Genomic DNA, 21,842 nt, shown 5'->3' with positions numbered 1-21,842 from the left:
CACGGTGTTGACCAGGGAATGATCCGGACGGATTGACCACGCTCGCACCCGAACCTACCGTCGTCAACACGGGCGTTCCCACGATCCGTTGCACACTCGTTGCCCAGTGTGAGGCCGGTGCCCTGCCATGGACGTCTCATTTCTCGGCGGGCCCAGCCCGCAGCGCGGGGTCGGCGTCGTCGCCCCCTTCGACTTCGCTCTCGACCGCGAGCTGTGGCGCTGGGTGCCGGACGAGGTCTCCCTGCACATGACACGAACACCGTTCGTGCCGGTCGAGGTCAGCCTCGATCTCGCCCGCATGGTCAGCGAACACGAGACGTTGAGCGAGGCGGTCCGCACGCTCAACGCGATCGCCCCCGAGGTCATCGCCTACGCCTGTACGTCGGGCAGCTTCGTCGGCGGCGTCATGGGCGAACGCGCGATGTGCGAGGCGATGAGCCGGGCGGGCGCCGTACCGGCGATCACCACCTCGGGCGCCCTGCTGGAAGCCCTGGTGGAGCTGGACGTACGGCGGGTGGCGCTGGTCACGCCGTACACGGTGTCGGTGACGCAGTCGCTGGAGGCGTACGTCGCCCAGGCGGGCGTCACGATCTCCGGCTGTGCCTTCATGGGCCTGACCCGGCACATCTGGAAGGTCCCCTACCGGGAGGTGGTGGACATGGCGCGGCAGGCCGTACGCGACGACGCCGACGCCCTGTTCATCAGCTGCACCAACCTGCCCACCTACGACGTCATCCCCCAGCTGGAGGCCGAACTGCGCATCCCGGTGATCTCGGCCAACCAAGTGACGATGTGGGCGGCGTTGCGCCGACTGGGTACCCGTGCGGTGGGACCGTATCAAGCGCTGATCAATCCTCAGGCGCGTGCCGGTCTCGGATCGCCGGGGGCGGACGCCGGTCCCGTCGTGCCGGAAAAAGAGCAGCAGCAGGAAGGCTGGACATGACAGCACTGGGATTTCTCTACCCGGGCCACTCGGCCGAGGACGACTATCCGCGCATCGAGCAGTTGCTGGGCAGCGACATCCGGGTGGACCTGGTGCACACCGACATCGGTGAGGACGCACACCGGGTGGACGCGCTGCTCGAGATGGGCTCCGCCGGGCGACTCGCGGCGGGCGTCCAGGAGCTGCGGCACGCCGGTGCGGACGCCGTGGTCTGGGCCTGCACCAGCGGCAGTTTCGTCTACGGCTGGGACGGCGCGCAGGAGCAGGTGCGCACCCTGGCGCAGACGGCCGGCATGCCGGCCTCCTCGACGTCCTTCGCGTTCGTGCACGCGGTACGGGAGCTGGGGGCGCGCCGGGTCGCGATCGGCGCGACGTACCCGGACGACGTGGCCCAGCTGTTCGCCGAGTTCCTGCGGGCGGACGGCGTCGAGGTCGTCTCGGTGAAGAGCTCCGGCATCATCACGGCCGCCGAGGTCGGCACCTGGGGCGAGGCGGAACTCCTCGCCCTGGCCCGCCACTCCGACCACCCCGACGCCGATGCCCTCCTCCTGCCCGACACGGCCCTGCACACGGCGGCCCACATCCCGGCCCTGGAGAAGGACCTCGGCAAGCCGGTCCTCACCGCCAACCAGGTCACGGTCTGGGAGGCCCTGCGCCTGGCGGACCGCCGCGTGAACGCGCCGGAACTGGGCGCGCTGTTCACCAGGGAGCCGATCGTCCAGGCGTGAGCGTGAGTGCCGTCCCCGCCGCCCGCGGCAGTCGCCGCGGGCGGCCAGGGCGAGGCCTCGTCCTCCGGCGAGTTGTCGCCGGCCCGGTCAGAGCCGGACCACCGCATCAGCGTCCGCGGTTCTTCCTCACCAGGATGAGCACGACTCCGACCACGAAGACGATGCCCAGGATGACACTGTGCCCAAAGCGCAGACCGACCCCAGACGTGTGAGCCGATCGAGTGAACAGGATCGGATCCGTCGATCGTGGTGATGTACGCGCGATAGCACTGGAGCGAGCCCGCGATCGGAGCGGGAGGTCTGTGGCAAAGGATGATCGTGCGAGCGAAAGCCATTCTTGTTTCCCTGGTCGCGGCCGGTTCGGTGCTGGGCCTGGCAGGGGCCGCGCAGGCTGCGGCGCCGGGTGACGTCGTGGTCTTCTCCAACGAGGCGCAGCCGCTGGACATCTACCGGGACCCGGCGGGCTGCCAGCAGCTGCCCACGGCCGCCCATGTGCTGTCGAATCTCACGGACAGGCCGGTAAAGGTCTACGGCAACCCGTTCTGTCTCGGCCCCTCACTCGTGGTGCAGCCCGGGTACGGGACGCATGTGCCGGGCGGCGCGGGGTCCTTCTCGGCATAGTCCGCCTGAGACGCCCACATCGCCTTCTGCGATCCGGCGTGCCGGTCTTGTCGACGGGGCGCCATCGGCGTAGCGGCAGGGGTTGCTCCGCGTGCCGTGCCCTCGAACTCCTGCCCCCTACGGCCGGAATCGGTCCCACCTCTTCGGTGGGGCAGATCCGGGCGTAGGGGGGCGAACCGTCCGCCAAGAGCTGCGGAACCCTCAACTCCGATGCCTCACCGGGCGCTTGAGTTGACCGAAAGCGCGTTCCCCTTCAGTCGTCCACCCCGTGCACACTGGCCACGTCCGCAGCCAGTCGCGCCGTGAAGGACGGTTCCCGATGGCCGAACCGGGCCGGTTCAGATTCCATGTAAGCGCTGTCCAGCTGTCCGGGTGCCTGCTGTGCTGGAGCCTGGCCGCGGCGATGGCCACTGCCGCCGTGGACGCCGTCCTCGACCCGCAGGCGCGCTGGTGGGACGCCGTGTGGTCCCTGCCCTGGTGGCTCGCCTGTGCGGCCACCCTCGCGTGGGCCGTTCTCCGCGTCCGCGAGAAGGCCGCCCGGCGGCCCCCGTACGGCGGATCGCGCAGCGACTGGGGGCAGGCCGCCTGACGCTCCGGCCGCCGCCCGGGAATAACCGGAGACAGTCCCCTGTTAAGGCCGGGACGACAGCACACGGCCCACAGCAGGAGGCACCCCACCGTGGCGGCAGACGAGATACGCGGCGCAGCGCAGGGCAGCGCCCCCGTCCCCCTCTCCGTACTGGACCTGGTCACCGTAGGGGCCGGCCGCACCGCCTCCGACGCGCTGCGCACCAGCGTCGACCTGGTCCGCCTCGCTCAGGCCCGCGGCTTCCACCGCTACTGGGTCGCCGAGCACCACTCCATGCCGGGCGTGGCCTCCTCGTCCCCGGCCGTGATCCTGGCCCACCTCGCCGCCCACACCGACCGCATCCGCCTCGGCTCGGGCGGGGTGATGCTGCCCAACCACGCCCCGCTCGTCATCGCCGAGCAGTTCGGCACGCTGGAGGCCATGGCCCCGGGCCGCATCGACCTCGGTCTCGGCCGCGCGCCCGGTACGGACGGCGCCACGGCAGCGGCCCTGCGTCGCACCGACCGGCGGGGCGAGGGCGCGGACGACTTCCCCCAGCAGCTCGCCGAGCTGATCCGCTTCCTCGACGACGACTTCCCAGACGGCCATCCCTACCGCCGTATCCACGCCGTACCGGGCCCCGTCCAGGCGACCGGCCCCGGCGGCGTCCAGTCCCCGCACCGCCCGCCGGTCTGGCTGCTCGGCTCCTCCGGCTTCAGTGCCCGCCTCGCCGGTGCCCTCGGACTGCCCTTCGCCTTCGCGCACCACTTCTCGGCGCAGAACACGATCCCGGCCCTGGACCTGTACCGGGAGTCCTTCCAGCCGTCCGCCGTGCTCGCCGAGCCGTACGCCCTCATCGGCGTCTCCGCCCTCGCCGCCGACGAGGAGCGGGAGGCCCGCCGCCAGGTGCTGGCCGCCGCCCTCAGCATGGTCCGGCTGCGCACCGGACGCCCCGGCCTCGTGCCCAGCCCCGAGGAGGCGGAGGCCTACGAGTTCAGCCCGATGGAGCGCGACTTCGTCGACTCCTGGAACGCCAACGTCATCCACGGCACCCCCGACGAGGTCCGCTCCGGCCTGGACGACCTCGCCAAGCGCACCGGCGCCGACGAGCTGATGATCACGGCCAACGCGCACGGCGGTGACGTACGCGTACGCTCCTACGAACTCATCGCCGACGCCTACGGGTTGCCGACGCCCGCCTGAACGCCCGGCGTGCCCAGCAGCTCGGAGATGCGATCCGGCGGCACCGGACGGGAGTAGAGCCAGCCCTGTCCGGTGTCGCAGCCGATGCGCCGCAGCCGACTGGCCTGGGCCGAGGTCTCCACGCACTCGGCCGTGACGGTCAGCCCGAGCCGGTGGGCGAGCTGGATCATCGCCTCGACCACGACCTCGTCGGCCGGGTTGGGGCGGGTGGCCGTGTCCCGGTCGTCGTACTGGAAGCCGCGGACGAAGGTGCCGTCCAGCTTCAGGACGGACACCGGCAGGCGGCTGAGGTAGGCCAGGTTCGAGTAGCCGGTGCCGAAGTCGTCGATGGCGATGCGCACGCCCATGTCGCTGAGGGCCTTCAGGGTCTGGAGCGGCCGGCCGGCCGAGCCCATCACCGCCGACTCGGTGAGCTCCAGCTGGAGCAGGTGCGGCGCGAGGCCCGTCTCGGCCAGCGTCTCCGCCACGTCGGCCACCAGGTCGGAGTCCCAGACCTGACGCACCGCCACATTCACGCTCACGAAGATGGGCGGCTCGCCGGGGTGATCCAGCTGCCAGCGGCGGGCCTGCCGGCAGGCCGTGCGAAGCACCCAGCGGCCCAGCGGAACGATCGACCCGTCCTCCTCGGCAAGTCCGATGAACCGATTCGGCGTCAGTACGCCGAACTGAGGATGATTCCAGCGGATGAGCGCCTCGACCCCGTGCAGCCGGTCGTCCTCCATGCCGACCAGCGGCTGGTACTCCAGCCGGAACTCGCCCCGGTCGATGGCCGGCCGCAGCGTGGAGGCGAGGGCCTGGCGGGTCATGCGGTGGGCGTTGCGCTCCGGGTCGAACAGGGTCCAGCGGGACTTGCCGTCGGCCTTCGCCCAGTACAGCGTGGTGTCCGCCGCCTGCATCAGGGCGGTCGGGGTCGTCCCGGCCGCGTGCCGCTCCACCACGCCGATCGACGCCGAGACCGACAGGCGCTGCCCGGAGATGTCGAACGGGTCCTGGATCGCCTCCAGCACCGACTCGGCGAGCTCGGCCAGTTGCTCGGTGCCCGTGGAGTCCTCGACGAGCAGCGCGAACTCGTCACCGCCGAGCCGGGCCACCAGCGGAGTGCTGGTGCGGGCGTGGCCGGCCTCGTCCGCGCAGCGCGTCAGGCGCTCGGCGACGGCGGCCAGCAGCCGGTCGCCCACGCGGTGGCCCAGGGTGTCGTTGATGGCCTTGAAGCCGTCCAGGTCCAGGTAGCACAGGCCGATCCGGCCGGTGCCGCTCTGCTCGTACGCCTCCGCCTCCAGCGCGGCCGACAGGCGTTCGAAGAACAGCGTGCGGTTGGGCAGCCGGGTCACCGGGTCGTGCATCTGCAAGTGCCGCAGCCGGGCCTGGAGTTCGCGGCGGGAGCTGATGTCGGCGACGGACAGCAGGACGGCCCGGTCGTCGGCGGGCAGCGGGGCGACCGTCACCTGCACCCACAGCGAGTGCCCGTCGGGGTGCTTGAGACGGCGCGTGCAGCGCAGCCGGGACTGCCGGCCGCGCAGCACCTCGCGGTACGCGTGCCAGGTGCGGGCGTCGCAGGTGAGGTCGACCAGGTCGGCGGCGACGGCCCCGGCCAGCTCGTCCGGGGCGCTGCCGAGCAGCGTGGCGAGCGAGTCGTTGGCGCTGACGACCATCCCCTCGCGGTCGACGACGGCCATGGCGAGCGGGGCGGCCGTGAAGACGGAGCGGTAGGGCGCGGGCGCCGGAGGCTCGGTACCGGGAGGCGTGTCGATCTCACTCTCTGTGACGACCGGCCGGTCGAGGTCTGCCGCGGGCGCCGGCCCTTCGGAGGTTCCGCTCACCGCTCGCTCCCGCATGTATTCGATCTCTGTCCGTGCAGGAAAGGTCAGGAAAGTGTGCCGATCATAGATGCTGGCTCCGGGCCCTTCCAGCCAGTCATAAGTGTTCCCGGCCCGTCGGCCCTTCTGCCAGATCGTTTCTGCTCATGCATGGGCGGCTTCTTCAGGCCCCCGACCAGTTGTGACGTTCCGTGAGTACTTCCGGGGTGTCGGCTTCCGCGATTTTTCGGCCCCTTCACCCGAGCGGTGCAGGCAAACAGGGCGCAGTACGACAAAGCATCACAGGCTGGGTGCGGTGTCCCGCGAACCGTACCCGGAGGTACTCGTGCCGCGTCAGTTCTCGCGCGCCCGACTGCGCAGCACCGCGGCCGTGTTCACCACCATGTCGGCGCTCGCCGCGACCTCCCTCGGCACCGGCCCCTCGGCCGCCGAGCCCGACTCGGTCGCGCCCTGCGCGCTGACCCGCACCGACGCCCACCACTCGGAGGGCCTGGACACCTGGAACGCCGCCTATCCGCGCCCGGCCCGGGCCCTGGACGCGGTCATGGTCTTCCTGTCCTTCCCGGACGCCCATCCGCTGACCACACCGCAGGAGCTGACCGCCGACCACTTCCCGGCCACCACCCGCTTCTTCGAACGCGCCTCCTACGGCCGTTTCACCCTGCGCCCGCACCCGCTGAGGCAATGGATCCGGATGCCGCAGCCGTCCACGGCGTACGCCATACAGCGCGACTGGAGCGCCGCGCACCGGGCCGCGTACCTGCGGGACGCGCTCTCCGTGGCCGACCCGCAGGTCGACTTCTCCCGCTACGACGTCGTGTACTTCGTCGCCGACCCGGACGCGCCCGGTGTGGACTCCGACGCGACCAAGGTGGTCAACCTCACGAGTCCGATGCGGGTCGACGGCACCGACCTGCGCCGGGTCGTCACGGTGTTCGAGCAGCATCCGCCGGACCGACTCGTGCTCGCCCACGAGACCGGGCACGTGTTCGACCTGCCCGACCTCTACCACCGGCCCGTGGACGGCAAGGGCGACTGGGACACGCATGTCGGCGACTGGGACCTGATGGGCAGCCAGTTCGGACTGGCGCCCGACCTGTTCGGCTGGCACAAGTGGAAGCTGGGCTGGCTGGCCCGGCGGCAGGTGCGGTGCGTGCAGGACGCCGGGCCCGCCCGGCTGACCCTGGAGCCGCTGGCGGCCGGGCCCGGGGTGCAGGTGGCGAGTGCGGCGGGGGCGCCGGCCTTCGGTCTCGGGCGGGGCACCAAGCTCGCGGTGGTGCGTACGGGCCGCGACAGTGTGCTCGCGTTCGAGGCGCGGGGGCCGGTGGGCAACGACGTGGCCGCGTGCCGGCAGGGGGTGCTGGTGTACCGGGTGCGGGGCAGGGCGCAGTCCGGGGGCGGGCCGATCGAGGTGATCGACGCCCATCCGGGCACCGCGGCCTGCTGGGAGGACTCGGTCTACCCGCCCCTCGCGGACGCGCCGATCGGCCCGGGGGAGAGCTTCACGGTGCCGGGGGAGGGGGTCCGGGTGGAGGTGGAGGGGCGTACGGCGTCCGGAGCCTGGACGGTGAAGATCACAGCGGGCCGTTGAAGGTGCTCGGGCACGGCATGCAGAAGGCCCCTCGCTTCCGCGAGGGGCCTTTGCCGTCTGTGCGCCGCCAGGGACTCGAACCCCGGACCCGCTGATTAAGAGTCAGCTGCTCTAACCAACTGAGCTAGCGGCGCCTGCTGACGTCGTAGACCTTAGCACCCTGGTCGGCGGGAGGAAAAATCGATATCCGCACGGCCGAGCGAGCCGCCCGGACGGCCGCCCACAGCAGTACCTCGGGGCCGGGCAGCCAAGGCTGGCGGGTGTCGGGGGCGACGAGCCAGCGGGCGCCGGAGCGGCTGGGGGAGGCATCGTTCGCCGGTGCCGGGACGGTCACCGCGTCGCCCGTGCCGTGGCACAGCAGGGGCGGCACCCCGCCCGTGCGGCCGTTGCGGCCGGCCTCCTCGGTGTCCCCGCCGTGCTTGCCCCACTCCTCCCACTCCAGCAGCGCCGGCAGCCGCTGGGCCGTGCCGGGCGCGGCGAACAGCAGCATCCGGCCGCGGAACTCGGCGACCGGCCCCGAGCCGGGCCCGTCGTCCCACAGCCGGTCGAGCATCCGCCGCCCGAACATCGCGGGCGCGCTGACGACGTCGAAGGCCGACCCGCAGGGCAGCACGACCGGTGCGTCCGGCCGCTCCTCCCAGAGGGCGAGCGTGCTCCGCGGATACGTTCCTGCCGAAGCGAGCCAGGCGGCTCCGTCCGGGGTGACGTGGGAGGCGTTCCATGCGCTGCTCATGGCGTCAATGTCTACCGGCCGTGAACGCGCGGTTCCCGAGGGTTGCCGGAAATCGGGACAGGAAGGGGTGGGAGGGAGTATCTTGCCCGCCTGGCATATGCCACGGAGATCGGCAAGGCGGCGGAGCCCCCGGGTCTCACACCGGGTCGGCGGGCCCCCGGCCCTCGCCGCCGCCCCGCATCAGGTCCCGGCCGAACTCGACCATCTTCTTGGCGTAGTCCTCGGTCCACTCGGCCCGCTCGGCGATGTCCGCGGTCGTCAGCCGGTCGAACCGCCGCGGATCGGCCAGCTGCGCCGCCGCGATCGCCTGGAACTCCACCGCCCGGTCCGCCGCGGCCCGGAACGCCAGCGCCAGCTCCGTCGCGCGGGACAGCAGCGCGCGGGGATCGTCGATCGACTCGAGGTCGAAGAAGTGCTCAGGGTCGGAGGCCGCCTCCGCGGGCTCGAAGAGCAGGGGCGCGGGGCGTAGCCGCGGTTCGTTCCGACGCGGCGTGGGCTCCGCCATGTCTACTCCTCCTCGTACGTTGCGCTGACCCTCCCGGTGGGGTGGGCCACCGTCCATTGTCTCGCGGGCGCGCAAGTGGGCATCGCGGTAGTGGGTACGGCTGCGGCACCACTCGGTGTTCGCCAGGGCTGCCAGGACACGCGATGTTCGGCCAGATGCGCCAGCGGGACGACGGCGCGTCCGCTTGTGTGGGTCATGGCCGCCACAGCACCCGGTGCTCGGCCAGGTGTGCCAGCACCGCGTGATTCGCCTCCCACCCGTCAGGAAACTTCACCACCGTCCCCAGCTGCACCGGCTCCGTCGACGGATAGTCGTCCAGCAGGTCGCTGACGCCGGCCCGGCAGACCACGATGCACGCGTGCCGGTGGCGGGAGGCCAGGACGCACAGGCGGCCCGTCTCCAGGTGGAAGGCGGTGGCGTCGGGGCGGCCGGAGAGGGGGTGCAGGACCACCGTGACGTCGTACTCGCGGCCCTGGAGCCGGTTGGCCGTGTCCACGACCACGTCGGTGACGCCGAGGTCGGCCAGGGCGGCACGGACCGCGGCCGCCTGGTCCCGGTGTGCCATGCCGACGGCGATCCGGTCGCCGGTCAGGGGAGAGGGGTCGGGTGAGCGTTCCGACGTCGCCGCGCCGCCCCGGTCCAGCAGCCGCCGTACGACCGTCGCCACCGCCCGTACCGCCTCCGGGTCCGTGCGCGGGGTGTGCCGCGCGGGCAGCTCCAGCAGGCCCCAGCCCGACTCGGCCGCCTCGTCGATCACCTGGTCGGGGCCCGAGCCGTCCGACGGCACGGCGAAGGACAGCCGCCGGTCGCCGTGGCCGGTGCCGCTGCGGAACGGGGTGTACGGGTAGAAGGCGTCCGAGACCAGGGGCGCCGCGGAGGCCGGGAGCCGCCAGGAGACCGGCAGACGGTGCTGGGGCAGGTCCGGGTTGTGCGCGAGCAGGGTCGTCACCGCCGAGGCCGACGGGTCGTAGGCGAGGCCCGCCCACTGCTCGCTGCCCACGATCGCGAACGGGTCGAGCTGCCCCGGGTCGCCCACGAACAGCGCCCGCTCGAACAGCCCGGCCACCGCGAGCAGCGCGTCCGAGCGCATCTGGTACGCCTCGTCGACGATCGCGTGCCGCCACGGCTCGTCGGTCTTCACATGCGCCCACTTCGCCGCCGTCGAGATCACCACGGCCAGCCCGGCGAGGTCGCCCGCCTTCGCCGACTTGCGGACGTTCTCCAGGCCGTCGAGCGCCTTGTCGTAGGGGTCGGCGTCGCTGCTGTGCAGCCGGCCCACCGGCAGCTCGGGGTTCTTCTCGGCGAGCCGCAGGACCAGGTCGTCGACCTGGGCGTTGGTCTGCGCCACCACCATCAGCGGACGGCCGGCCTCGGCCAGCTCCAGGGCCGCGCGGACGACGAGCGTGGACTTGCCCGCGCCGGGCGGGGAGTCGACGACGACACCGCGCGCGGTGCCGTGCAGCGTGTCGTGGAGGATCGCGTCGGTGGCCTGCGTCGCGGCGGCAGAGGGATCGAAGAGCGTCGTCACAGCACGTCCTCCTCGGTCACCGGGTCGGCCGCCTCCAGGGTCGCCTCACCGGGCGGCCCGCCGTGTGTCCACGGCGTCTCCTCCGGGTCGGGCAGCTTCGCGCCGCCCCGCTGCTCGTGCTCGAAGAGCGTGAAGCAGACCCGGTCGCCCTTCTCCGGCACCGAGCCCGGCTCGGGCTCCTTGCCGCGGCCCATCTTGTCGAGGACCCGCAGCACGACGTACGCGCCGTCCTCCTCGGCCCCGACGAACTCTGCCGACTGCGGCTTCCCGCCCAGCGACCGGTACACCTTCGTGCGCTCCCCGAGATGCGGCCGGTCCTCCGTGCGCACCGTGACCAGGGGGCGCGGGCTGGGCCGCTTGCCCTCGCTGTACGCCATCACGACGTCCGTGACCTCACCCGCGAACGCCTCCCCGGACAGCCGCCGTCCCGCCATCACCAGCGGGTCGTCGAGGGCCTCCTGCGCCTCCAGCCGGGCCTGTTCGCGCTCGCGTGTGGCGAGCTTGTTCGCCGCGGTGACCGCGTCGTCGCGGCGCGGCTGCGGGGGTTCGCCGGCCAGGACCCGGTCGCGGTGGCCGGTGAAGGACCAGCGGTCGCGGGTCCAGCGCTCCTCGACATGAGCCCCCTCGGGCAGCTCCCGCAGCAGGTCGAGGCCCTGCCAGACCTTCTCCCAGGTGGGCAGGGTGCGGCTGAGCACCAGGTCCCGGATCTCCCGCTCGGCGGCGGTCAGCGCGCCGAGCCGGTCGTCGGCCTCCAGGCCGTCCTCGGCGGCGGCCAGGGCCGTGCGGGCACGGTCGTAGCGCTCGATGGCCGGGGCGAGCAGCTTGTTGTCGAAGGCCGGGTCGGTGGCGGGACCGGCCGGGGGGCACGTCAGCTGGCCCTTTTCGTCCCGCTGCAGCTCGGCCCGCAGCGCCGCCTCGGCGCCGGTCAGGCCCTCGGGCGGGTCGATCCAGGCGAGCAGCGCCCCCAGGTGCTGGTCCTCCAGGGTGGACTGCCCGGTCGCCCAGTGCCGGCCCAGTACGTCGGTCATGGCCAGCAGCAGTGAGGAGCCGGGCACCCGGGCCCGCTCCCCGAAGTGCGTCAGCCACCGCCCGAGCAACGGCACTCGGGGCGGCGCCGGATACGGGGCCTGCGGATCCTGTTCCGCCGTACGCCGGAAGCGCATGGAGCGCCCGAGCAGCCGCACCAGGTCGATGCCCCCGCGGCTCGGCACGATCAGCTGCGGCGCGTCCGCGCACAGGTCGACCTCGACCTTCACCCGCTTGCCGGTCTCCGGGTCGGTCTCGGTGCGCTCGGCGGCCTCCACGACCTCGGCGTACGCGTCGACGTACGGCAGCACCACGTCGGCCAGTTCGGCCAGGAACGCGAACCTGAGGTCCCGGTCGCGGGGCTGCGGGACGACCAGCAGACGCGGCGCGTCCCGGTCGGTGCCGACCAGCGCGCCGAGCGGGGCACCGGCCTCACCGGCGGTGGTGAGCGGCACGAACACCAGCGGGCGGTCGGACAGGTGCCGGTGCCGGACGGTCGCGGCGGGCTGGGCGCGGCCCGTGCTGACCGCTTCGAGCCGGGCCAGGGTGGAGATCAGCGACACGCCGCCTCCAGTGCCTCGGCGCGCAGGGCCGCGGCCCGCCGCAGGGCTGCCACGGCCGGATCGCCGGGGTCGCCCGCCTCGCCGCGAGCCGCCGCCAGGACGTCCTCGACCGTCGTCAGACCGCCGAGCTCCGCCCGCACCGGTCGCCCGAGCGAGGTCACCGCGCCCGTCTCGCGCGAGCGGGCCCGGCAGTGGAAGGCCAGCTCGCACGCCGACAGGCACTCCGGCGCGTACGTCGCCGGGACCGACTCGACGGCGGCCGTCAGCTCGTCGGCGGGCAGTTCGGGGGAGAAGCACGTGCCCTCGGGGAGCGTCTCGGCGATGCCCTCGATGCGGGTCAGCCGGGTCAGCTGGCGGGCCGTCACCGCACGCTGCTTGCGGATGTCGACGGCGGACGCGGCCGGCAGGTTGGAGAAGTCCCGGGGGCAGACGAGCAGGATCCGGTGCCGCACGCGCGGGGACGGAGCCATGTCATGAGCGCTCCGCCTCCGGGGCGCTTCAGCCGGTGTCGAAGGGGCGACCGTGCTCGACCCTTCGGGCCTCCGCGCGCTCGCCCCTTCGACACCGGCGCACCCCTCCGGCTCCGCGCCGAGCCGGGCCGCGACCTCCTCCAGCGCCAGCACGTACACCGCCGCCTGCCGGGCCGCCGCCCCGACCTTCGCCGGGTCCGCCGAACCGTCCAGCAGCGGGAACGACTTGATCTCGACCACGGTCCAGCTGCCGTCCGGATGCACCACGACCGCGTCCGGTTCGAGGAACGCCGGGGAGCCCGCGACGTCGAGCGCGAGCATCGGGTGGTCGAGCAGCGTCCACGCGCCCGGGTGCGCGGTGGCCTCCCGCAGCTCCAGCGCCGTACGGGCCGTACGCCCCTGGGGACCGGTCGCCGTCAGGTCGGGCACGCGCGCCTCGGCGGGCGGCTCGGCGGTCCGGTCCAGCTTCTCGTGCACCAGCCGCAGCAGCTCCGCGCCGCCGTCGGCCTTGACCCGCGCCTCGAACGCGTTGCCCCGCGTGAGCGCGAACTGCGACTGTCCGAAGGCTGACGGCGAGCCCAGCGCGCTCGCCAGCGCCGCCTTGTTCACCCCGGCGCCGTCGAGGATCGCGCGCCGCGCACACCCGGGGTTGGCGGCCAGCGCCGCCAACGCGCGCGCGTCCAGGGCCTTCGCCGGTACGTCGGGACCGCGCAGCTCAGCGAGCCGGTGCCGGAGCGCCGTCCCCCGCGTCCTTGGGGGCGGCACTCGGCTCGGCTCCCGCTGAGAACCGCGCATCGCGCTGCCGTGGAATTCGCTCACCCGCGGAAGTCTGACATCCGGCACTGACAATCGAGGAACCTGCGGCGGAAGATGCCGCCGTGACCGGCGCGACACTCGGCACGAACCGTGCCCTGGCCCGGTCCGCCGTGCGCATCACGGCCGGCGCCAGCAGCAGCCCGACGCCCATCACGGCCGCGCCCGCGAGCGCGTCGAGGAAGTAGTGGTTGGCGGTGCCCATGACCACGATCGTCGTGATCAGCGGGTAGGCGACTCCCGCGACCTTCGCCGTGCGCGTACCGCCGTAGCGCCAAAGGATCACTCCGCACCACAGGGCCCAGCCCACGTGCAGACTCGGCATGGCCGCGTACTGGTTGGTCATGCCCCCCATGCCGCGCGGTGCGCTCGCCGCGCCTCCCCACCAGCCGTAGGAGCTGTACTGGGCCATCGTGTCCACGAAGCCGTGGCTTGCTTCGAGGAGCCGGGGCGGGCAGGTCGGCATCAGGGTGAAGCCGATCAGGCCTATGAGGGTGGACGTCATCAGCCACGTGCGCGCGGCGCGGTAGCGCACCGCGCGGGAGCGGAAGAGCCACACGAGGATCGCCGGCGTGACCAGGTAGTGCAGCGACGCGTACCAGAAGTCCGCCGGTATGCCTATCCAGGCCTCGCGCGTGAAGAGGCGGTTGAGCGGGTGCTCGAAGTTGAGGTACAGCGCCTTCTCGGCGCGCAGGAGCGCCAGGCCGTTGTCGACCGCACCGGAGACGTCGCCCCGGGCGAGGAGCCGGCCCGCCGTGTAGCACGCGTACACCAGCAGGATCAGCGGCAGTTCCGTCCACCAGCGCAGCCGGAGCGCAGGGGCCGCCTCGGTGCCCGGTGTCTCGGTGTGCGGCATCCGATCGCCCTCCCCCTTCGTCGTCACGCGGCACCCGGCCGGTGGGTCGTGCCACTTTACGGCGTACGTGCGCGCCCTGGGAGCGCCCTCCGGACCTCAAAGACGCGGAGATCGCCCCCCGGGTTGCCCGCGACCAGCGTGCGCGATGATGGGGGAGTTCCGCTCGCGTTTTTCTCCCGGAAAGGTCCCCCATGGCTCCGCGCATCCTGCTGGCCCGGCACGGACAGACCGAGTGGTCGCTGTCCGGCAAGCACACCGGCAGGACGGATGTGCCGCTCCTGGAGGAGGGCCGGCGCGGGGCCAAGCTCCTCGGCGAGCGTCTGCACCGGGCGCCGTACGACGGTCTGCCCGGCGTCGAGGTGCGCACCAGCCCGCTGGCACGCGCGCGTGAGACGTGCGAACTGGCCGGCTTCGGCGAGCGCGCGCGTGCGTGGGACACGTTGCTGGAGTGGGACTACGGGGCGTACGAGGGCATGACCCCGGCGGACATCCAGGCCGTCCGGCCCGGCTGGCTCATCTGGCGCGACGGTGTCCCCGAGGGCGAGACCCTCGCGCAGATGACGGCCCGGGCGGACGAGGTGGTCTCCTGGGCCCGTGTCGAGGACCGGGACGTCCTGGTCTTCGCCCACGGGCACATCCTGCGGTCCATCGGGGCGCGGTGGCTCGGACTGCCGATCGACTTCGCGGCGCGGATACGGCTGAATCCGACGTCGCTGTCGGTGCTGGGGTGGGCTTACGGGGAGCCGGCGATCGAGAGCTGGAACGATCTTGGGCACCTTGTGTAGCCGAGGGCGTTCACACCATCCGCGGCAACGAAGCGTGCCTGTCCAGGAACGCCGACACCCCGGACGCCCGCCGGTGTGGTGACAACACCCGCGCCGTGGCCGCCAGCATCGTCTGGATCCGGGACGACTGGACCTCCTCCAGCAGGTCCAGCACCCGCATCCCCGCCACGGCGGCCTCGTCCGGCCGCCCGCCCCGCGCGAGGTCGTCCGCCAGCTCCGCCGTGTACAGCGCGATGTTCCGCGTGAAGTGCGGATCCTGCAGCTCCGCCGCCCGCCGCGCGTGTCGTGCCGCCCGGGGCCAGTCGCCGAGCGTGGACCAGCACTGCGCCTCCAGGCCCTCCAGCTCGGCCTCTCCGTAGAAGCTCATCCACTCGGGGTCGTCGTCCGAGGGGCCCCGGTCGAAGAGGGCCTGGGCCCGGGCCAGTGCCTGCTCGCAGCCGACGCGGTCGGCGAGGCCCGCCCAGCCGCCCGCCTCGCGCAGCGCGAGCAGCGACATCAGCCGGGCCGAGCCCACGGGCCGCGCGACGCGCTGTGCGGCCTGGGCGGCCCGGACCGCCTCGCGCGGCCGGCCCGCGTCGCGCGCGAGGAAGGCCGTGTTGCAGAAGGCGTGCGCCTCCAGGGCCGGATCGCCGATCATCCGGGCGGTCGCCAGCGCCTCCGCGTAGTGGGAGCGGGCGTCGTCGAAGCGTCCGGAGTCGTGGGCCAGCCAGCCCACGGAGATGGCCAGTTCACCGGCGCCCGAGTAGAGCCGGTCCGCCGTCGTCTGCCGGGTCGTACCGGCGTCCAGCAGGGCGTAGGCGGTACGCAGCGGGGCCGCCGCACGGCGGTAGAGGCCGTCGGCCCCGTGCCGGTCGTCGAGCAGCCGGATGCGGCGGACGGCGTCTTCCAGGGCACCCGCGTCACTCGCCCCGGCGCGGCGCACGGGGCGCTGCGCCGCCGCGGCGTCGAGGGCGAGGCCGACGGGCCCCAGGGAGGCGGCGGCCACCGTGGCGCCGCCGCCGGTCATGAACGCGCGACGTAGCACGTCGCTCTCCTCGTAGATGTCGTGCGGGTGGTGCGGGTCGTACGGGTTCTTCGTTTCATACGGTTCGCACGCCCCGCTGGTCTCACTCGTGGCGTCGGCCGGGTTCGTGGTGTGCGTCAGGGGCGCGTCCTCGGTGTCGCGCGCCCGGCGTCCGCGTACCGACGAGCGGGGCGCGAACCCCAGGTCGGTGAGCGTGCGGCCAGGGAACATGTGCAGGAACACCCGTTCGTACGCGTAGTTGGGACAGCGGATCTCGCCCGCCTCGACCCGGCCGATGTACCGCGCGTCACAGCTGACCTGCTCGCCGATCTCCAGGGCGGCCCGGCGGATCGCCGCGGCGAACTCGGCCGGCGAGCGCTGTCCGCGCAGGTGCCGGAAGGCCAGGTTGGGCCGCGGTGGCCGGTTGGGTTGAGACGAGGTCACCGTTGACGACGCCATGGCCGGGTCCTCTCATGCGAACCGTCGAACCATGCCGGGTTCGGGGCGAGTTGTACGTGTTGTCTCGTATTGTTCTGCCCCGTGTCCGGCGGGCAAGAACGTACCTGCTGTGCCGGAGTGCTCACGCTGGGTTTGACTACAAACCGGATATCTCATCCGTGATCTGCCATGAAGTGCCATCCTTTGCGGCTGACTTCCGCCGTAGCCGTTGACGGTCTGCCGCGTTGAACCCTGTGGACCGGGAGGCCCCCGACTCCCGACCGCTCGTCCAAGCAGGGGTTCCGTGGTGGAGGCCGGGATGGAGACCAGCCAGATCAACGATCCTCGTACACCGCCGAGTGCGCCGCCGGCCGGCTGCGATGTCGTGACGGTGCCGGCGCGGCAGGGGCTGGAGGCGGTCGACATCCTGCGGCGCGGGACCGGGGAAGCGGTCGGGCCCGTACTGCACGACGACGGCGGTGGCACGCTGGGCTTCCTGGTGCCGCCGGGGACGGCCGCGGCGTGGGACGTGCCGGGGAGCACGTGCACGGAGACCGACGGAGGCGGGCTGACCCTGGCCCCCGCACCTCCGGTGGAGGGCTCGGACTGGCTGCTGCCGCCCGGGGAGGCGGACCTCGCGACGGACCCCGCGGTGCTGCGCAAGGCCCTCGGGGAAGCGGCCCGGACGATCAAGGCGGCGGACAGCTGCCGCTGAGGCGCTGACGCCTGCGAGGCACCGACGCCCAGTGGGTGCGTACGCCCCGCTTAACATCCCCACCCCGATAATGACCCAATGGGAAAGTCCAGGAGCGGTCGGCGCAGGCAGGCCGGTGTGGAAGCCGTCGTCGAGAGCGTCGACGGCGGGCTCGCCGAGCTGATCCCCGACCGGGAGCGGGCCCGGGCCTGGACCCTGGTGATCGACGGGGCCCCGCAGTCGCACGTCGACCTGGACGACCCGGCGTACCTGTCCTTCGAGTACCAGCGCCGGCTCGGGCATGTCATCGACCTCGTCGCCCCGCCGGGCAGGCCCGTGCACGCCGTGCACCTCGGCGGTGGCGCGCTCACCCTCGCCCGGTACGTCGCCGCCACCCGGCCCCGCTCCACGCAGCAGGTCGTCGAACGGGACGCCGGCCTGGTGCAACTGGTCCGCCGTGAACTGCCGTTGGACCCGAACGCGCGCATCCGGGTGCGGTCCGTCGACGCCCGCGAGGGGCTCGCCAAGGTGCCGGACGGCTGGGCCGACCTGGTCATCACCGATGTGTTCAGCGGGGCCCGGACACCGGCCCACCTGACCTCGACCGAGTTCCTCGACGACGTACGCAGGGCGCTGAAGACCGGCGGCGTCTACGCCGCCAACCTCGCCGACGGGCCGCCGCTCGCCCACCTGCGCGGCCAGATCGCCACCGCCGCCGCCCGTTTCGAGCAGCTCGCACTGGTCGCCGACCCGACGGTGCTGCGCGGCAAACGCTTCGGGAACGCCGTCCTGGTCGCCTCCGACCAGCCGTTGCCCGTCGCGGAACTGACCCGGCGTGCCGCCTCCGACCCGCATCCGGGCCGGGTCGAGCACGGACGGACGCTGACCGACTTCACCGGCGGGGCCGTACCCGTCACGGACGCCGCGGCGGTGGCGTCCCCCGCGCCGCCCGCGTCGGCGTTCAGGTGAGCCCGTACGGCACTCGGTAGTTCCCGATCAGACCGCCCGGCCGCCGTCGATGTCGCAGCCGCTCCCGGAGCCGCGGCCCCGCGCCATCGGCGGCCTGCGGGCCGGGTGTGCCGGGGCCCGCGTCGGACACCAGGACGATCGCCGCGCGCCCTGCCCGTCAAGGCCGCCGACGCGGCGCCCCAGGAGCCGAAGCCGCTGGCCACACCGTCGGAACGAACGCCTCCGCCGAAGCACCGGACGCCGAGCGCATCGCCGACGGCCGACAGACCGCGCCCGCCCCCCCCCACAAAACCACCCAGCCCTTCCCCTCTCCCCCCACCGCCACCGGCCAGGTCCGGCCTGGACACCGTGCGCCGACTCGCGGAGTCGACCGGCGGGGACGTACGGACCGCCTCCTCGGTGCCCGGCGGACCGAGGTGCGGATCTGGATCCAGCCGGCCGGGCGGGCGCCGGCGAGCAGGGGGCGCCGCGGGCCGGTTCGGCGTCGGCGGCCGGGGCGGCTGGTCGCTGCATACAACCGCTCGCGCTCTGTCTGACGGCTTCCGCTCTCCTCGGCCGGCTCCCGTCCCCTTCCGGGCGCGTCCGCCCTCACGGGTCGGTCACGTTTCGACAAATCGAGCCGACGCCCCTTGACGCATGACCGGACATACGGCTGTTATGGCGCCACCGTGTTCGGTCAAGTTGATTTCTGGTCGATTAAGACCGGATTTCGCGCCACACCCTCATGACCGAACCCCTGCCCTCAGGAGCCGTTCATGCACGACCTCTCGCCCTCCGGAGTCCCCTTCCCCGCTCCCAGCCGCCGCACCCTCCTGCGCGGCATAGGCGGCGCGACCCTGCTCGGCGCCGGCATACCCCTGCTGAGCGCCTGCGGCGGCAGCGGCACGGCCGCCGATCCGAAGACGGTCAGCCTCGGCTCCAACTCCTCGGACGCGGTGCCGAAGAAGGCGTTCGCCGAGATCTACGCCGCCTTCACGAAGAAGTCCGGCATCAAGGTCGACGTGAACACCAAGGACCACAACACGTTCCAGGAGCAGATCAACTCCTACCTGCAGGGCACGCCCGACGACGTGTTCACCTGGTTCGCCGGGTACCGCATGCAGTTCTTCGCGTCGAAGGAGCTCGCCACCCCGATCGACGACGTGTGGCAGAAGATCGGCGGGAACTTCCCCGAGGCGATGAAGAAGCTCAGCAAGGGCGAGGACGGCAAGTACTACTTCGTGCCGCTGTACACGTACCCGTGGGCGGTCTTCTACCGCAAGAGCGTCTTCGCCCAGCACGGCTACGAGGTCCCCACCACCTGGGACGCCCTCGTCGCCCTGTGCAAGCGGATGCAGAAGGACGGTCTGGTCCCGATCGCCTTCGGCGACAAGGACGCCTGGCCCGCGATGGGCACGTTCGACCAGATCAACTTCCGCACCAACGGCTACGACTTCCACGTCGAGCTGATGGCGGGCAAGGCCTCCTGGACCGACGCCAAGGTGCGCAAGGTCTTCGACCACTGGACGGAGATCCTGCCCTACCACCAGGAGGGCGCGGTGGGCCGCACCTGGCAGGACGCGGCGCAGACCCTGGTGGCGAAGAAGGCCGGCATGTATCTGCTGGGCACCTTCGTCGGCCAGCAGTTCACCAACAAGGCCGACCTGGACGACCTCGACTTCTTCGCCTTCCCGGAGATCGACCCGCAGTTCGGGCAGGACACCGTCGAGGCCCCGACCGACGGTTTCATGCTCTCCAAGGCCCCGAAGAACAAGGCGGGTGCCGCCAAGCTGCTGGAGTTCCTGGGCACCCCGGAAGCCGAGCAGATCTACCTCAAGTCCGACCCGAACGTGGTGGCCGCCTCCACCAAGGCCGACACCTCCTCGTACACGCCGTTGCAGAAGAAGGCCTACGAGATGATCTCCGGCGCGAAGAGCCTGACGCAGTTCATGGACCGCGACTCCCGCCCGGACTTCACCTCCACGGTGATGCAGCCCGCGCTGCAGAACTTCGTCCGCAACCCCAAGAACGTCGACAGCATCCTCTCGTCGATCGAGCGCCAGAAGAAGACGATCTTCGCCTCCTCGTGACCGGAAACGGAGAATCGACGACTCGGATCTGACATGACTGCGACCCCCGCCAAGGTCCCGGAGACGGCCGACGAGCCGGCTCCGGGGCCCGCCCCCGCGTCCAAGCCCGCCAAGGTGCCCCACGGGCACAAGCGCCTGCTGACCCGCCGCGACCGGCTCACGCTCGGCCTGATGGCGGGCGTGCCGACGATCCTGCACGTCGCCCTGGTGTGGCTGACGGCCCTCGCCTCCATCGCGCTGGCCTTCACCACCTGGAACGGCATCGGCTTCGACTCCATCCAGTGGGTGGGCCTCCAGAACTTCCGCGAACTGTTCACCAGCAACCCGCAGTTCTGGCCCGCCGTCGAGCACAACGTCATCTGGTTCGTCGTGCTCATCGTGCTGCCCACGCCCTTCGGCCTTTTCCTGGCCGTGCAGCTGGACAAGCAAATCCGCTTCAGCCGCGTCTACCAGACCGCGTTCTTCCTGCCGGTCGTGGTGTCGATGGCGGTCATCGGCTTCGTCTGGCAGCTGGTCTACAACCCCGACACCGGCCTGATCAACAGCCTCATCGGCGCCAACAAGCCCGGCCACTACATCGACTGGATCGGCGACCCGGACCTCAACCTCTGGGCCATCCTGGTCGCGGCCTCCTGGCGGCACGCCGGCTACATGATGATCCTGTACCTGGCCGGCCTCAAAAGCGTCGACCCCGCCCTGCGCGAGGCCTCCGCTCTGGACGGCGCCAATGAGTGGCAGACGTTCAAGAACGTCGTCTTCCCGACCCTGCGCCCGACCAACACCGTCGTCCTGGTCGTCACGATCATCGAGGCCCTGCGCGCTTTCGACCTGGTCTTCGTCTTCAACAAGGGCGCCCAGGGCACCGAACTGCTCTCCATTTTGGTGACCAACAACATCATCGGCGAGTCCAGCCGGATCGGATACGGCTCCGCCATCGCCGTCGTCCTGCTGGTGATCTCGCTCGCGGTGATCATTCCGTACCTGATCGCCACCTTCCGGAAGGAGCGGCGCGCATGAGCACCGTCGCCGGCGCTCACAAGCAGCGCACCCCCATTCGCCCCGCCCGGATCCTGCTGCACACCTTCCTGGTCGTCACGGCGCTGGCCTGGCTGGCGCCCCTGCTGTGGGCGCTGCTCGCGGCGATGCGGCCCTACTCGGAGACCAGCGAGAAGGGCTACGTCTCCTGGCCCAGCAAGCTGACCTTCGACAACTTCACCAACGCCTTCACGCAGTCGGACATGCTGCACTACTTCGGCACCACACTGATCGTCGCCGTGCCGGCCGTGCTGCTGACGCTGCTGCTGTCGTCGATGGTCGCCTTCTACGTCAGCCGCTTCGACTTCCGCGTCAACCTGGCGCTGCTGCTGGTCTTCACGGCCGGCAACCTGCTGCCCCAGCAGGTCATCATCACCCCGCTGTACCGGCTGTACCTGCTGATCGACCTGCCCGGCATCACGATGAGCGGCAAGCTCTACGACTCCGCGCTCGGCCTGGTCCTGATCCATGTGGCGTTCCAGTCCGGCTTCTGCGCGTTCGTGCTGAGCAACTACATGCGCTCGCTGCCGCACGAACTGACCGAGGCCGCACTCGTCGACGGCGCCTCCGTCTGGCGCCTGTACTGGCAGATCGTGCTGCCGCTGTGCAAGCCCGCGATGGCCGCCCTGGCCACCCTGCTGTCCATCTGGATCTACAACGACTTCTTCTGGGCCATCGTCCTGATCTCCACCGGCGAGAACATGCCGATCACCTCGGCGCTGAACAACCTCTCCGGCCAGTACTTCACCGACCCCAACCTGGTCGCCGCCGGCGCCCTGCTCACCGCGATCCCGACCCTGATCGTCTACTTCGTCCTCCAGCGGCAGTTCGTCAGCGGCCTGACGCTCGGCGCCAACAAGGGCTGAACCCTTCCCGAAAGAGAT

Annotated in this window: 20 protein-coding genes, 1 tRNA gene and 1 pseudogene; 13 read left to right on the top strand and 9 right to left on the bottom strand. The window is 71.9% G+C overall.

Annotated features, from left to right (window positions below; genetic code table 11):
* Window positions 1-127 precede the first annotated feature (127 nt).
* From PV963_RS17030 to PV963_RS17010, 5 genes are all read left to right on the top strand, one after another.
* Window positions 128-943 carry a maleate cis-trans isomerase family protein gene (locus PV963_RS17030; protein WP_274816588.1) on the top strand — a complete coding sequence of 272 codons (816 nt, stop codon included), beginning with the start codon at window positions 128-130 and terminating at the stop codon, window positions 941-943.
* A complete protein-coding gene (locus PV963_RS17025) occupies window positions 940-1,671 on the top strand; it encodes a maleate cis-trans isomerase family protein (protein WP_274816587.1) in 732 nt (243 codons plus the stop codon). The genes PV963_RS17030 and PV963_RS17025 overlap by 4 nt, the downstream gene beginning before the upstream one ends.
* A gap of 312 nt (window positions 1,672-1,983) precedes the next feature.
* Window positions 1,984-2,292 carry a hypothetical protein gene (locus PV963_RS17020; protein ID WP_274816586.1) on the top strand — a complete coding sequence of 103 codons (309 nt, stop codon included), beginning with the start codon at window positions 1,984-1,986 and terminating at the stop codon, window positions 2,290-2,292.
* 319 nt (window positions 2,293-2,611) lie between these two features.
* Complete coding sequence (locus PV963_RS17015) at window positions 2,612-2,881, top strand: hypothetical protein (protein ID WP_274816585.1); 270 nt, start codon at window positions 2,612-2,614, stop codon at window positions 2,879-2,881.
* A 90-nt stretch (window positions 2,882-2,971) separates the two neighbouring features.
* A complete protein-coding gene (locus PV963_RS17010; RefSeq protein ID WP_274816584.1) occupies window positions 2,972-4,063 on the top strand; it encodes an LLM class flavin-dependent oxidoreductase in 1,092 nt (363 codons plus the stop codon).
* Here the strand turns inward: PV963_RS17010 and PV963_RS17005 are convergent.
* On the bottom strand, window positions 4,039-5,898 hold the full coding sequence (locus tag PV963_RS17005; RefSeq protein WP_274816583.1) for a putative bifunctional diguanylate cyclase/phosphodiesterase: 1,860 nt from the start codon (window positions 5,896-5,898) through the stop codon (window positions 4,039-4,041). The genes PV963_RS17010 and PV963_RS17005 overlap by 25 nt on opposite strands.
* A 277-nt stretch (window positions 5,899-6,175) precedes the next feature.
* On the opposite strand from PV963_RS17005, the gene PV963_RS17000 reads away from it, so the two are divergent.
* Window positions 6,176-7,471 (top strand): M6 family metalloprotease domain-containing protein, encoded by a 1,296-nt coding sequence (locus tag PV963_RS17000; RefSeq protein WP_274816582.1) that lies wholly within the window; start codon window positions 6,176-6,178, stop codon window positions 7,469-7,471.
* A gap of 60 nt (window positions 7,472-7,531) precedes the next feature.
* Here PV963_RS17000 and PV963_RS16995 read toward each other — a convergent pair.
* The 7 genes from PV963_RS16995 to PV963_RS16965 form a co-directional block, all read right to left on the bottom strand.
* Window positions 7,532-7,605, bottom strand: a tRNA-Lys gene (locus PV963_RS16995).
* A complete protein-coding gene (locus tag PV963_RS16990) occupies window positions 7,596-8,204 on the bottom strand; it encodes a bifunctional DNA primase/polymerase (protein ID WP_274816581.1) in 609 nt (202 codons plus the stop codon). Before PV963_RS16990 ends, PV963_RS16995 begins: the two co-directional genes overlap by 10 nt.
* A gap of 136 nt (window positions 8,205-8,340) precedes the next feature.
* Window positions 8,341-8,709 (bottom strand): hypothetical protein, encoded by a 369-nt coding sequence (locus PV963_RS16985; RefSeq protein ID WP_274816580.1) that lies wholly within the window; start codon window positions 8,707-8,709, stop codon window positions 8,341-8,343.
* A gap of 193 nt (window positions 8,710-8,902) precedes the next feature.
* A complete protein-coding gene (locus PV963_RS16980; protein WP_274816579.1) occupies window positions 8,903-10,237 on the bottom strand; it encodes an AAA family ATPase in 1,335 nt (444 codons plus the stop codon).
* Window positions 10,234-11,826, bottom strand: a complete 1,593-nt coding sequence (locus tag PV963_RS16975) for a hypothetical protein (RefSeq protein ID WP_274816578.1) — start codon at window positions 11,824-11,826, stop codon at window positions 10,234-10,236. Before PV963_RS16975 ends, PV963_RS16980 begins: the two co-directional genes overlap by 4 nt.
* Complete coding sequence (locus tag PV963_RS16970; RefSeq protein WP_274816577.1) at window positions 11,817-13,061, bottom strand: hypothetical protein; 1,245 nt, start codon at window positions 13,059-13,061, stop codon at window positions 11,817-11,819. Before PV963_RS16970 ends, PV963_RS16975 begins: the two co-directional genes overlap by 10 nt.
* Window positions 13,012-13,965, bottom strand: coding sequence for a phosphatase PAP2 family protein (locus PV963_RS16965; protein WP_274816576.1), 954 nt, complete (start codon window positions 13,963-13,965; stop codon window positions 13,012-13,014). Before PV963_RS16965 ends, PV963_RS16970 begins: the two co-directional genes overlap by 50 nt.
* Before the next feature lie 191 nt (window positions 13,966-14,156).
* Between PV963_RS16965 and PV963_RS16960 the strand changes: the two genes are divergently transcribed.
* Window positions 14,157-14,750: a histidine phosphatase family protein gene (locus PV963_RS16960; RefSeq protein ID WP_274816575.1), complete on the top strand. Its 594-nt coding sequence runs from the start codon at window positions 14,157-14,159 to the stop codon at window positions 14,748-14,750.
* Window positions 14,751-14,760: 10 nt separating this feature from the next.
* Here the strand turns inward: PV963_RS16960 and PV963_RS16955 are convergent, their stop codons facing one another.
* Window positions 14,761-16,212 carry a hypothetical protein gene (locus PV963_RS16955; RefSeq protein ID WP_274816574.1) on the bottom strand — a complete coding sequence of 484 codons (1,452 nt, stop codon included), beginning with the start codon at window positions 16,210-16,212 and terminating at the stop codon, window positions 14,761-14,763.
* A gap of 298 nt (window positions 16,213-16,510) precedes the next feature.
* Between PV963_RS16955 and PV963_RS16950 the strand changes: the two genes are divergently transcribed.
* The 6 genes and pseudogenes from PV963_RS16950 to PV963_RS16925 all read left to right on the top strand — a co-directional run bounded on the left by PV963_RS16950 (window position 16,511) and on the right by PV963_RS16925 (window position 21,824).
* The gene (locus PV963_RS16950; protein WP_274816573.1) at window positions 16,511-16,906 is read left to right on the top strand and encodes a hypothetical protein; all 396 of its coding nucleotides are present in this window, start codon (window positions 16,511-16,513) and stop codon (window positions 16,904-16,906) included.
* Window positions 16,907-16,984: 78 nt separating this feature from the next.
* On the top strand, window positions 16,985-17,854 hold the full coding sequence (locus tag PV963_RS16945; RefSeq protein WP_274816572.1) for a spermidine synthase: 870 nt from the start codon (window positions 16,985-16,987) through the stop codon (window positions 17,852-17,854).
* A 336-nt stretch (window positions 17,855-18,190) separates the two neighbouring features.
* Window positions 18,191-18,390 (top strand): annotated as a pseudogene (locus PV963_RS16940) (ATP-binding protein); the annotation flags it as partial.
* A 219-nt stretch (window positions 18,391-18,609) separates the two neighbouring features.
* Window positions 18,610-19,923 carry an ABC transporter substrate-binding protein gene (locus PV963_RS16935; RefSeq protein ID WP_274816571.1) on the top strand — a complete coding sequence of 438 codons (1,314 nt, stop codon included), beginning with the start codon at window positions 18,610-18,612 and terminating at the stop codon, window positions 19,921-19,923.
* Between the two features lie 33 nt (window positions 19,924-19,956).
* On the top strand, window positions 19,957-20,940 hold the full coding sequence (locus tag PV963_RS16930) for a carbohydrate ABC transporter permease (protein ID WP_274816570.1): 984 nt from the start codon (window positions 19,957-19,959) through the stop codon (window positions 20,938-20,940).
* Window positions 20,937-21,824: a carbohydrate ABC transporter permease gene (locus PV963_RS16925; RefSeq protein ID WP_274816569.1), complete on the top strand. Its 888-nt coding sequence runs from the start codon at window positions 20,937-20,939 to the stop codon at window positions 21,822-21,824. The genes PV963_RS16930 and PV963_RS16925 overlap by 4 nt, the downstream gene beginning before the upstream one ends.
* Window positions 21,825-21,842 lie beyond the last annotated feature (18 nt).

The sequence above is a fragment of the Streptomyces coeruleorubidus genome (assembly GCF_028885415.1).
Taxonomy (GTDB): Bacteria; Actinomycetota; Actinomycetes; order Streptomycetales; family Streptomycetaceae; genus Streptomyces; species Streptomyces coeruleorubidus_A.
This window is presented reverse-complemented; position numbering and strand designations above follow the sequence as displayed.